The 11,671-nt window shown below is 34.8% G+C and carries 14 protein-coding genes and 1 pseudogene; 3 read left to right on the forward strand and 12 right to left on the reverse strand.

Annotated elements, in window-relative coordinates:
- Nucleotides 1–402: 402 nt before the first annotated feature.
- Together OEV82_RS15130 and OEV82_RS15135 are read right to left on the reverse strand one after the other, a co-directional pair.
- Nucleotides 403–639 (reverse strand): DUF2249 domain-containing protein, encoded by a 237-nt coding sequence (locus OEV82_RS15130; RefSeq protein WP_263062334.1) that lies wholly within the window; start codon nt 637–639, stop codon nt 403–405.
- A 105-nt stretch (nt 640–744) separates the two neighbouring features.
- Nucleotides 745–861 (reverse strand): annotated as a pseudogene (locus tag OEV82_RS15135) (methyl-accepting chemotaxis protein); the annotation flags it as partial.
- A gap of 135 nt (nt 862–996) precedes the next feature.
- Between OEV82_RS15135 and moaC the strand changes: the two are divergent.
- The gene (gene moaC, locus OEV82_RS15140; protein WP_263062335.1) at nt 997–1,488 is read left to right on the forward strand and encodes a cyclic pyranopterin monophosphate synthase MoaC; all 492 of its coding nucleotides are present in this window, start codon (nt 997–999) and stop codon (nt 1,486–1,488) included.
- Nucleotides 1,489–1,496: 8 nt separating this feature from the next.
- Here the strand turns inward: moaC and modB are convergent, their stop codons facing one another.
- From modB to mobA, 4 genes are all read right to left on the reverse strand, one after another.
- The gene (modB, locus tag OEV82_RS15145) at nt 1,497–2,156 is read right to left on the reverse strand and encodes a molybdate ABC transporter permease subunit (protein ID WP_263062336.1); all 660 of its coding nucleotides are present in this window, start codon (nt 2,154–2,156) and stop codon (nt 1,497–1,499) included.
- Nucleotides 2,157–2,411: 255 nt separating this feature from the next.
- A complete protein-coding gene (modA, locus tag OEV82_RS15150) occupies nt 2,412–3,182 on the reverse strand; it encodes a molybdate ABC transporter substrate-binding protein (RefSeq protein WP_173662238.1) in 771 nt (256 codons plus the stop codon).
- A gap of 6 nt (nt 3,183–3,188) precedes the next feature.
- A complete protein-coding gene (locus tag OEV82_RS15155; RefSeq protein ID WP_263062337.1) occupies nt 3,189–3,701 on the reverse strand; it encodes a MogA/MoaB family molybdenum cofactor biosynthesis protein in 513 nt (170 codons plus the stop codon).
- 12 nt (nt 3,702–3,713) lie between these two features.
- The gene (gene mobA, locus OEV82_RS15160; protein WP_263062338.1) at nt 3,714–4,301 is read right to left on the reverse strand and encodes a molybdenum cofactor guanylyltransferase; all 588 of its coding nucleotides are present in this window, start codon (nt 4,299–4,301) and stop codon (nt 3,714–3,716) included.
- Nucleotides 4,302–4,502: 201 nt separating this feature from the next.
- Here mobA and OEV82_RS15165 point away from each other — a divergent pair, with 201 nt between their 5' ends.
- Complete coding sequence (locus OEV82_RS15165) at nt 4,503–5,147, forward strand: Crp/Fnr family transcriptional regulator (RefSeq protein ID WP_263062347.1); 645 nt, start codon at nt 4,503–4,505, stop codon at nt 5,145–5,147.
- An 18-nt stretch (nt 5,148–5,165) separates the two neighbouring features.
- On the opposite strand, the gene mobB is transcribed toward OEV82_RS15165, so the two are convergent.
- From mobB to moaA, 6 genes are read right to left on the reverse strand one after another with little or no spacing between them, the layout of a single operon-like run.
- On the reverse strand, nt 5,166–5,657 hold the full coding sequence (gene mobB / locus OEV82_RS15170) for a molybdopterin-guanine dinucleotide biosynthesis protein B (RefSeq protein WP_263062339.1): 492 nt from the start codon (nt 5,655–5,657) through the stop codon (nt 5,166–5,168).
- Between the two features lie 17 nt (nt 5,658–5,674).
- Nucleotides 5,675–5,908 (reverse strand): molybdopterin converting factor subunit 1, encoded by a 234-nt coding sequence (gene moaD / locus OEV82_RS15175; protein ID WP_263062340.1) that lies wholly within the window; start codon nt 5,906–5,908, stop codon nt 5,675–5,677.
- Nucleotides 5,905–6,375, reverse strand: a complete 471-nt coding sequence (locus OEV82_RS15180; RefSeq protein ID WP_263062341.1) for a molybdenum cofactor biosynthesis protein MoaE — start codon at nt 6,373–6,375, stop codon at nt 5,905–5,907. The genes moaD and OEV82_RS15180 overlap by 4 nt, the downstream gene beginning before the upstream one ends.
- Complete coding sequence (locus tag OEV82_RS15185; RefSeq protein ID WP_317634324.1) at nt 6,362–7,666, reverse strand: molybdopterin molybdotransferase MoeA; 1,305 nt, start codon at nt 7,664–7,666, stop codon at nt 6,362–6,364. Before OEV82_RS15185 ends, OEV82_RS15180 begins: the two co-directional genes overlap by 14 nt.
- Before the next feature lie 14 nt (nt 7,667–7,680).
- On the reverse strand, nt 7,681–8,697 hold the full coding sequence (locus OEV82_RS15190) for a MoeB/ThiF family adenylyltransferase (protein ID WP_263062344.1): 1,017 nt from the start codon (nt 8,695–8,697) through the stop codon (nt 7,681–7,683).
- 5 nt (nt 8,698–8,702) lie between these two features.
- Nucleotides 8,703–9,707: a GTP 3',8-cyclase MoaA gene (gene moaA / locus OEV82_RS15195; protein ID WP_263062345.1), complete on the reverse strand. Its 1,005-nt coding sequence runs from the start codon at nt 9,705–9,707 to the stop codon at nt 8,703–8,705.
- A gap of 337 nt (nt 9,708–10,044) precedes the next feature.
- Here moaA and OEV82_RS15200 point away from each other — a divergent pair, with 337 nt between their 5' ends.
- On the forward strand, nt 10,045–11,541 hold the full coding sequence (locus OEV82_RS15200; protein ID WP_263062346.1) for a nitrate/nitrite transporter: 1,497 nt from the start codon (nt 10,045–10,047) through the stop codon (nt 11,539–11,541).
- The last annotated feature ends 130 nt before the right edge of the window (nt 11,542–11,671 follow it).

Here is an 11,671-nt window from a genome sequence, read left to right on the forward strand (position 1 = left end):
CTAGGCAATAGGTATCTTTGACAAGATCGTAAATAAAATCAAAGTCTATGGCTTGTTCAATCTTCCTTACCAAATGATCTTCTGGAACCAATTGATCAAGAGCCACCATTTCCAATTGATTTCTGTACGCTTCGATAACATCCTAAATTTCCCCCGTTAACCAAGAATTCTATCCCTATTATACAAAAAAGCCTGTAGATTTGGCCACTAGTTAGGGACTTTGTCTACAAGCTGATAAGACTGTCTTTAGGACAGTCTTATTTTTTTCCATTTTTACATACGATTCAAAGCGATCCACTCTCTTATATCCTTTGTCCACCTCAATTTTATCACGAAAAGAATTTTTATCACACTTTAAAAAGGATCCATCATGATTCTCACTGATCCTAAAAAAATTAATTATTATTTTTTACCGATGGCAACACGCCAAAGATCAGGACCATCCTGTAAGTAAGCCCAAGAAAATTCACCTTCTTTTTCCATCATAAATTGATAATATAACGGTTTAGGATCGTGATCGTTTGTTAGCTCCATAAATTCACCTGAATTCAAACGATCAAAAGTTTCAAAAATTTGTTTATGACGTACTCTAGGTTCAATATCTGGTGCAAAGATTTTTGCAGTAAACTGGATGTCCATAACTATCCCTCCATTGATTTCTTAAATCTAATTTTAGTTTAACTATCTTTGAAGGACAGAGTTGTGATAGACATCACAGAAAAGGAGTGATTATAATCACATCTTTTCTTCTGCTAATGAACGGATTTCCTGTACGATTACTGCGAACCCTTTTTCATGTTCTCCCGATCTTGCGGCTTCAATCGACGCATTTAATAATAGAAGTTTAATATTGTATTGTTCAAAATGCTGCTAATAAAATAGATGATTTCTACTAAATAACTTTTATATTACAATTTTGTGAAATTGGGAAATGCCGTTTTTTTACAAACAATATGTATTACAATAAGAATATCAAGAAAAGAAAAGGTGATATATGTGGCTGATTTTACTCACTTTAATGAACATGGTCGTGCCAAAATGGTCGATATTTCAGATAAAAAAGAAACAGTAAGACGTGCAGTTGCTTGTACAAGTGTGCAAATGAATAAAGAAGTTTATCATAATATTGTCGGAGGTAAAAATAAAAAGGGGGATGTATTAGCAGTTGCCCAAGTTGCAGGAATTATGGGAGCAAAACAAACTTCTAACGTAATCCCGATGTGTCATCCGATTCCAATTACCAGTGTTGACCTGACCTTTCGTTGGGAACAGAAAGAAAATGATCTTTATGAATTACACATCGAAGCAGAAGTAAAAACGAAAGGAAGCACAGGAGTTGAGATGGAAGCATTAACAGCTGCATCTGTTACAGCACTAACAGTGTATGATATGTGTAAAGCTGTTGATAAAGCAATGGTAATTGGACCAACCTATTTATTAGAAAAAAGTGGAGGTAAAAGTGGAGATTTTAAACGAGTAAAGCAATAACAAATGTGTTATTGCTTCACTTTTACCCGATTGGAAATAAACAATAAAATAAACGAAAATAAAATACTTATTCCTACATAGTACCAAGCATTTACAGTTTGACCAGATTCAATAGAGAAGAAGATCGCTGTTGAAATCGTTTGTGTTTTTCCTGGAATATTCCCAGCAAACATTAACGTTGCCCCAAATTCCCCAAATGCCCTTGTAAAACTTAAGATGATCCCGGTAATAATGGACTTAGTTGATAAAGGTATTATGATTTTTAATAAAATTTGATGATTGGTCGCTCCTAAATCCTTCGCAGCATCAATAATACTTTGATTGACAGATAAAAATCCTGTCTTAATTGATTGATACATTAATGGAAAAGAAACGACCACGGAAGCAATAATAGCAGCAGGAACAGTAAATAACAGACTTTGACCGAAAATTTTTTCAATTACTTGTCCAATAGTACTATTATTACCAAAGATAACAATTAACAAAAAACCAATAACAGTCGGTGGTAAAACAAGCGGTAAAAAGAATAACGTTTCAATAATTGCTTTTCCTTTTATATTTTTTTTCACCATAATATAAGCGGCAATCAAACCAATGAAAAATGTAATCATCGTCGCACATGCTGAAACAAAGATCGTTAGTTGTACCGGGTGCCATGAAAATCCCATAAAATAAACCACCTATTTTTTAGATCATTATACATATTGTATGTGAATTTAGGTTGTACCGTCGTTGAGTACACTCTTCGTAGACTTTTTTATAAAAGTTTTGGACAAAGTCTTCGAGACGCCTTCTCGGAAACATATTTTCTCGAAGAAATGTCCTCGAAAGCTCTTCTCATGGACCTTACTCTTTTATCGTCGAAATAGCTTTGAGAGCATCTAACCTAACATAGCTATTTCTAATTTAATTGAAGCGCCTATTTAATTCACCATAAAACCATAATCCTCAAAAATACTCATTCCATCTTCACTCATAACAAATTGATAAAATTTCTCCATTACTTCTTTCTTTTCGATTGTATGATCGCCTTTTATCACAGCAATATAGTAGTTAATCGGTTCATAATGCTCTGGTTTAATCCTTTCAACTATTTTCATATCCTTCTCACAAACAACATCGCTCGCATAAACAATTCCCATATCTACAGCTTTTTCCTGGACAAAAGTTAATACTTGACGCACATCCTTTGTGAAAACGATTCGATTATCCAATCCTTCAAGGACCCCCATTGTATTTAATGCTTGATAAGCATAGGTTCCAGCCGGTACTGCTTCTGGTGTTCCGATAGCGAGTTTTCCTTTTCCTTTAATAAACTCCTGAAATGTTTGATACTTTCCTTTACTCGGTTGAATAACGACTAGTTCATTTTGGAAAAGTACTTCACCTTTTTCAACTAATCCTTTTTCCTTTAACAAATTATAATCCTTTTCTGAAGCGGAAAAGAATAGATCTATACCAGCGCCTTGTTCAATTTGTTTTCGAAGGGTTCCAGTCCCACCCAAGTTATAATGAATTTTTACATGTGGATATTCCGATTGAAATTTTTCCTTTATCTCTAGTAAACTACCTGTCATACTGGCAGCTGCTGAAACGGTCAAATGAATATTTCCGCTACTTGCTTCACCGGTGGTTTCACAGCCACTTAAAATGGTAGCCAGAAAAAGGAATGTGCAGAAGAATAACTTATTCACTACATATCACCTTTTGTTAAAATCTTTATAGATTTCTGTTACAATATGGTGAAGCTCTGGGAGAATTAATTTTTCCATTGCCAACTTTACAGCACCTGTAGAACCTGGGATCGCAAATACGATTCGATTATTTACAACACCTGAAACAGCTCTTGATAAAATACTTTTTGACCCAATATCATCTCTATAACTTAAGTATCGAAAAATTTCACCAAATCCAGGCAATTCTTTTGTAAAAAATGGCTTTATGGATTCAATCGTTACATCTCGTTGTGAAATACCTGTTCCTCCATTAAATATCACAGCTTCAATATTGTTATCATTAACGGCTTTAAGTAGAGTTGACTGAATGGCTGTCTTTTCATCAGAAATAATTTCGTATTTAATAACTTTATGTTGATGCTGTTGCAATGTTTCTACGATGTGTCTACCGCTTTTATCTGTATCTTTAACTCGTGTATCGCTTACGGTAATTACCGCACAGCCTATCGGATGTTTTTCTGATTGATAATGGGCCATAGCGTTTCCCCCTTAATTTGCTTGAATAAACTTTTTATAATCTTCTTGACTATTTATGTTTATAAAATAATGATCACATTCAATGAAAATATATTTCATCCTTTGGTTCACTAAAAATTCGATTAGCGAATTTTGATTCATTTGTAAATTTCTTTTCATTTCTTCTTTTAAAGAATAATGGTACAGCGCTAGCAACGGTTGAATTTTTTCACATACAATCGGGACAATCACTTCATACTGATCACTTATGTGCCGAAGAAGGATTTCAAAGATATTTGGTTGAATAAATGGAACATCGATTGGTGACACCATATACCATTCAGCCGGACAATGTTCCATCGCTGTATAAATACCGCTTAAAGGGCCCTGTCCTCGAAACTCTATTTCATCGTTGATGATCTGAATTGTTTCATTTACTATTGCTTTTTCAAATTGTTCTTTAATATGTGGATTTGTAACAATCACAAGGGATTGACAATGTTTTTCTAATGCTCTAATCGAATATTCGAAAAAAGGAATTCCATCTTTTTTTGCAAATGCTTTCGGACGACCAAACCTTTTCGATTGTCCACCAGCTAGTACAACTCCTTGAAATTTCAATTTCACTCCCTCATTTCTTAACAAAACATCCATAAATTTGTCAGAAGCTTTAACGTGTTACGTAAATAATTAATGTTACAATGTAATTAAAATTGTATTTCCCAAAGCCGAGAGGGGGCGAGCCTTTTGCAAAGTTTTTATGCTTCAAATAAAAAAACACGGTTGCAACTTTCAGATGAACTTAGGAGCTTATTAGAATCGATGGCGACGAAAAAAAAGATTTATAAAGATTCCTTCCTTTTTTATCATGGACAAGATGCGAAAGAGATTTATCTTATAAAATCAGGCATCGTACAAATTATTATGAATTCTTCAGAAGGAGAAGAAATGGTACTACGAATTTGTACAACCGATGATATTATAGGTGAGCTGACACTTTATACAGATGATCCAAAATATTTACTTAATGCCTATGTCATGGAATCTGGTGAAGTATTAGTAATCAATATAAAGAAATTACAAAAAGAATTAATGTGTAATCAAAATCTTGCAATTGAAATGATGAAATGGATTAATAATCATATGCGCAGACTTCAAACTAAAATGCGCGATTTATTATTAAATGGTAAAAGAGGAGCATTATACTCCACTCTAATTCGACTATGCAATAGTTATGGTGTTAAACAAAATGATGGAATTTTAATTGATTTACAATTAACAAATCAAGAAATTGCACGTTTTTGTGGTGCAACCCGAGAATATGTAAACCGACTTCTAAACGAACTTAAACAAAAAGGCGTCCTATCGGTGGATTCTACTAAAAAGATTTTAATTAAAGACCTAGATTATTTAAAAAGAGAAAATCAATGTGAAAATTGCCCGATTGAAATTTGCAATATGGATTAATCAATTAAAAATTCTCTTTTAATAACCTAGCAAGTTACAATACCACTGAATAAGCTCAGTGGTATTGTTTCTATGGAATATCACTGCATCTATTCCATCAATGTTTTGGGATAAAGTCGTTAATACCGCCTGAACATTAGATAACTGTTTGAGCAATGGTAGATCTTTTTCTTCTGTAATTAAAACAATTTTCGGAAAATCTTCATGTTTAAATCCTTCCAAAATTAACACATCAATATGCATTATTTCATAAATTTTAATTATTTGTGCTAGCTGCCAGTCATCGGACGATAATTGAAGCATATGTTCTCCAAAAACTCCAGAAATAACCGAGCCAGCTTGTCGATGCTTTTCACTGTCTGTATTCTGTATGCCTAAAGGTAGCCCACCATGACCATGATGTTTTAAAGATGCAACGCGCAAATTTCGCTTCGAAAGTTCTTTTATAAATTGACTTGTTAACGTTGTCTTTCCACTATTTTTGTAACCGACAATTTGGAATATTTTCACCAATATTCACCACTTTCTTATCCGCCACTGACTGGTGGAATAAAAGCAACTGTATCGCCAGATTGTATAACGTCTTGATCCATCGCATATTCCTCATTTATGGCGACCATTACATTGTCTAAGTTCGCAAATTTAAATTTTACTTTTAACATTTCTTTCAACTGTTGGACCGTAATTTCCTTCACTTCAATTTCGATATGTTTTTGTCCTATTTCTTCTTGAAGCTGGGCAAACAGTAAAATTTTTATCATTTCATATCACCTACTTCTATATTTGGTTTTCCATCTGGATATGGTACTTTTTCTAATTGATCACCAATCCATGCTTCTCCATTTTCCCAATGCTCTTTTTTCCAGATTGGCACCATCTGCTTTATTCGCTCAATTGCATATTCATTCGCTTCATAGGCTGCTTTCCGATGTGGTGATGATACAGCAATGACAACCGCAATATCAGATATATCCAGTCGACCTACTCGATGACTAATAGCAACGATTGTATTGGGCCATTTTGTTTGAATTTCGTCTCCAATTTTTGCTAGCATCTTTTCAGCCATCGGAATATATGCATCATATTCAAGATAGAGAGTTCGTTTGCCCTTTGTCCATTCCCGAACTACTCCGATAAACGTTGTGATGGCCCCAGCCTTTCTACTTTCCACCTTTTTAATTACTTGGTCAACTTGTATCGGCGTGTCAACAATTTCAAATAACTTCATCGGAATCGCCTCGATTTAAGTTTTTAAATCCAGCTAAAAATGTATCCAATGGGGCTCCTTCTTGATCTTCCAAAAGAAGCACATCAACTTTCATACCCTTCTTAAATCCTCTCGTTCCACCAGGTAAAACTAGTAATACATTGGCACCTGCTAAAGAAGACACAATATTTGATTTATCAAGTCCAACTGGATAAACATATAATTGACTTCCATCAAAGTTTAAATAGCTTCTTACAAACCGGTCAAACGGATTTGCTTTTGGAAAATCTTGTCCGAGAACAGCTTGTGCCCGTTTTAATACCGGATTACGATTATGTAAAAATTTACGAATAATCGGTTTCACAAATAATTCACATCCAACATAACAAGCAGAAGGATTTCCAGATAAACCAAATAATAATTTTTCGTCTTTTACCGCTACAGTCGTAACACTACCTGGTCGCATGGCAATTTTATTAAATAAAACGTCGGCGCCAAGCTTTTCATATATCTCTGGTAAGTAATCATAATCTCCGACAGAAACACCGCCTGTAGTAATTAAGAAATCGACTTGTTCTAACGTATTTTTCACCTGTTCAAAACAAGTTTGAAAATCGTCCTCAAATTGTCCGAAGTAAATCGGTTCACCCCCAGCACGTTTAACTTGCGCCATGATCATATACGTGTTACTGTTACGAATTTTTCCGGGTTCAAGGGGTTGATCAACATCTAATAATTCACTACCAGTTGCAATAATTCCGATTTTTGGTTTGGAACTTACAGGGACTTGTTTATAGCCAAAAGTAGCTAATAGTGCGACGTCCCCAGGATTTACATACGTCCCTTTCGGTGCAAGTACAGTCCCTTTTTTCGTATCCTCACCAATAAAAGAAATATTTTCACCTTGCTTTACTTTCCGTTTAATTTCAATCATATGCTGTCCAATTTCCGTAACTAACTCCAACATTATTACGCAATCCGCTCCATCCGGTATTTGGGCACCAGTCATAATTCGTACCGCTTCATGTTCACCAACCACACCATCGAATACACTTCCAGCCCCAATTTCACCGATTACCTTAAACTCAATTGGATGATCTCTTGAAGCATTAACGGTATCACAAGCTCTAATTGCATAACCATCATAAGGTGAACGATTAAAAAACGGGACATCGTGGGTAGCAACTAAATCTTCACCAAGATAACGTCCATAACTGTCTTCAATTGATACATATTCAATGGAACCATATCTTGCATAGTCAAAGACACGTTTTAACGCTTGTTCTACCTTTATCGGTTTTCGTTTTTCTATCATTTCCTCTCCTCCTATCCGATTAATTGATGATATATTTTTTTCGCAATCTCTTTAGAATTTGTACCGTGTATTAGGACTCTACCATCTCGGAAAATAACTGCTCGATATGACTGATAATCAATAGAAAGTAAATATGGATTTACCCTCAGCTGTCCAACCTTTTTCAGTCGCTTTGCTAATCGATCGATTGGAATTTTTTTGCCTGTCCGAATTTGTACTGTATTTCTACCACATAACAATTCGGTTTTCGTTTGACTGTCATATTGTAAATAAGGATATGACGGCTGTTTCCCACAGGTAGGGCAATGTTCTTTCTTCGCTCGTTCTACACGAATCGTTTGAAAATAATTACTCCAAAGATCAAATGTTACTAGTGTTGTTCGTAGTGAATAGTAATCTTCTACTAAAATTTTTAATGCTTCTGTACTTTGGAAAGCAGTAACCATTTGAACAGCTGGAGAAACAATTCCTACAGAATCACATGTCGCACCTGATACTGGGAGAGAATCAAGTAGACATTGTAAACAAGGGGTTTGTCCCGGTAAAATGGTAAAACTCATCCCCATACTTCCCACACAGGACCCCATAATCCATGGAATATTATATTTGAGACTAATATCATTAATAAGAAAACGTGTATCAAAGTTATCCGTTGCATCGATAATTAAATCAATCGAACTTCGTTCAATAATCGGACACAAAGTTTCAAAGTTCGCATCTAAAACGTGAGGGACAATACAAACCGATGAATTAATCTCCTCGAGTCGTTTTTTAGCAGCAATCACTTTCGGTAACTGTTCATCACAGTCTTTTTCCGTAAATAAATTTTGCCTTTGCAAGTTGGTGATTTCTACATAGTCGCGATCGATGATCGTTAACTTACCAATGCCAGCACGAACTAAGTTTTCTGCATTCGCTGAACCTAATGCGCCACACCCGATGATGAGAACATGTTTTTGACCAATTTTTTCTTGCCCCATTTCTCCAATATGTTTAAACATTATTTGCCGAGAATAACGATCCGTCAATACAATCATCCTCCGATATAAGACATCTCTATCTTCTTTCTGTTTTTTGCTGTTTGAACTGTTCTTTCATCCGAATAACGATCCGTACGATTTCCCCATATTTTTTGTATTACTTCTAAAATCTCTTCATCACTTTTACCACTGCGTAACATTTGTTTCATATCAAAACCACCGGAGGCAAACAAACAAGTAAATATTTTTCCATCAGCAGAAAGTCTTGCCCGTGTACACGTTGAACAAAAAGACTCAGATACAGAAGTAATAAAACCAACTTCTGCCTTTGTTCCTTTATATCGGTATCGTTTTGCTACTTCACCAATATACGAAGGATCAATGGGTTCTAATTCAAAATGGTTCAAAAGCGTATGGAATATTTCCTTTTTTGTAACCACCTTTTTCATATCCCAACCATTTGTCTCACCAACATCCATAAATTCGATATACCGTAATGGAATCTCATGTTCTTTAAAATAACGGGCCATTGGAATGACTTCTTGCTCATTCATCCCCTTTTTTACGACCATATTGACCTTTACTTCTAAGCCGATTTCTTTTGCCTTATGAATTGCCTTCAATATATGCTTCGTACTCACACCGCTATCATTAATTGATTTAAATATCTCATCTTTCAAAGCATCTAAACTTACATTTACTCGTTTCAATCCAGCATCTTTTAATTTTTGTGCCTGTTTTTCTAATAGAACACCATTCGTAGTTAAACCAATATCTTCTAAACCATCGATGTGAACAAGCCGATTAATTAATAAATGTAAATCTTTCCGAAGTAAAGGTTCTCCACCCGTAAGACGTATTTTTTTTACACCTTGGCTGATGAAAATTCGTGCTAGACGCTCAATTTCCTCAAAGGATAATAATTGTTCCTTCGGCATAAAGGCAAAATCCCGCCCAAAGATTTCCTTCGGCATACAATACCGGCAACGAAAATTGCAACGGTCGGTAACTGAAATACGAAGATCGTGCATTGGTCTTCCAAATTTATCAGTAATCATCGGTTCGTTCTCCTTAATCGTTAATCGTTCTTTTGTTATATTTATATTACTGTTTTTTTTAATAAAAAGTTGTTAACTACATCACAATGTAAAACTGTCATCTATTTCTCTTAAAAAATACACTATCATTTACCAAATGCTTATTTCATAATTATGTATTGGTAGCAACGAATATGTTAACATGCTAATCAACTCCTGGTTCAATGTTTAAATATCCTTTTCAATACAAATAATAAGATCAACTTGAATACAATAGTTAAGCTCTATGAATTGATCGCTATACATTTGATATGGTTAGTTGATTTAAAAAAAAACGAAAATAAAGGTATGATAAATAATGAAAAAACCAGGAATTCAACTCTCATTACAAACAACGAGCTTAATCGTCGGTTTTATGGTATGGGTGCTTATCTCTTCTCTAATGCCCTACATACAAAAAGATATTCTACTAACACCTGGGCAAGCTTCTATCGTTACAGCTATTCCTGTCATATTAGGTTCACTATTAAGAGTACCCATTGGTTTTTATACAGATCGATATGGTGCAAGAGCCATTTTCCTCATAAGTTTTATCATTTTGTTATTCCCTATTTTTTTCATTAGCATAGCGAATTCTTTTACAGATCTAGTTATTGGAGGGCTTGTATTAGGTATTGGCGGGGCAACATTTTCTATTGGTGTTACATCTTTACCAAAATATTTTCCAAAGGAAAAGCATGGCTTAGTAAACGGCATCTATGGTGTAGGTAATATCGGAACTGCTTTTACAACTTTCAGTGCTCCGATGTTTGCAGAAGCAATTGGATGGCAGAATACTGTTCGCCTCTATTTAATTTTAATAATCGTTTTCAGTATATTCATTTTTATTCTTGGTGATCGAAAAGAATCGAAAAAGAAAAAGTCCATGTTGTTAGAAATTAAAAGCGTTTATAAAAATGCTACCTTATGGATTTTAAGCTTATTTTATTTCATCACCTTCGGGGCTTTTGTAGCCTTTACGGTCTTTTTACCAAGTTTCCTCGTCAGTTACTTTGAACTTACTCCCATTGATGCTGGTATTCGTACAGCTATTTTCATTATCATTGCCACATTATTACGCCCAATTGGTGGATATTTAGCGGATAAATTTAACGCCTTTATCATTTTGTTGTTTGTATTTATTGGTATTACATTATCTGGAATATTACTTTCATTTTCACCAAACATTGGTTGGTACACGGTCGGTGCCTTAACGGTAGCCGTAACAGCAGGTATTGGAAATGGGACCATTTTTAAGCTTGTCCCCCTTTACTTTTCCAAACAAGCTGGTATCGTCAATGGGATTATATCAGCCATGGGCGGACTAGGAGGTTTCTTCCCACCATTGCTACTTACAACAGTCAACAATATGACAGGACAATATGCGATTGCCTTTATGCTCATGTCAGAATTTGCTTTAGTCAGTTTTGTCATTGTTATTTTCATGTACTATCAGGATAAGCTTTTTATTAGTGAGCTAATCATAAAAGGGACTGCAGAAGGAGTAATGGTAACCGATACAGACGGAAAAATTATTGACGTAAATCCAGCTTTTGAAAAAATTACGGGATATGTAAAGGAAGAAGTTGTAGGAAAAAATCCAAGCATCTTAAGTTCGGGTAAACATGATGCAAACTTTTATAAAATGATGTGGAAAAATATTAAAACTAAGGGACATTGGCAAGGAGAAATATGGAATAAACGGAAAGATGGGCAAATCTACCAAGAACTACTAACAATCAGTGCCATACGAAACAATACTGGTGACATTCAATATTATGTTGGTATATTTAACGATGTTTCAAACAAAGGATAAAACTATTACGGGGCTGTCCGAAAAGTCAATTTTTAATTGACCTTCGGTCTAGCCCTTTTGCTATTTAATGGTACAAAAAAATCGTCCTTTTTTGTAGAATGAAGTTGAGGAGACAACATTCAACAGAAAG

Source organism: Pallidibacillus thermolactis (assembly GCF_025660415.1).
Taxonomy (GTDB): domain Bacteria; phylum Bacillota; class Bacilli; order Bacillales; family Caldibacillaceae; genus Pallidibacillus; species Pallidibacillus thermolactis.